General features: G+C 69.2%; 1 protein-coding gene. It reads left to right on the forward strand.

The features are described from left to right. Positions 1-247: cell wall-binding repeat-containing protein (locus SB775_RS32510; protein ID WP_410865412.1), on the forward strand; the 247-nt coding region annotated here is incomplete at both ends.

Below are 247 nucleotides of genomic sequence, written 5' to 3' on the forward strand. Positions count from 1 at the left end.
TTCGTCGCCGCGGCCAACAGCTACGCGGACGCGCTGTCGGCGGCGCCCGTCGCAGCCAAGAAGAACAGCCCGCTGCTGCTCGTGAACGGCGGAACCATCGATGCGCCGACGCAGGCGTACCTCACCGCGAAGTCGGTCCGGACGCTGACCCTGATCGGCGGCTCGGATGTCGTCGGCGACGTCTGGGTCTCCCAGCCGCAGAGCGCAGGCTCGACGGTTACCCGCATCGGAGGTTCTGACCGCTTCG

The organism is Peribacillus sp. SIMBA_075, from assembly GCF_046534585.1.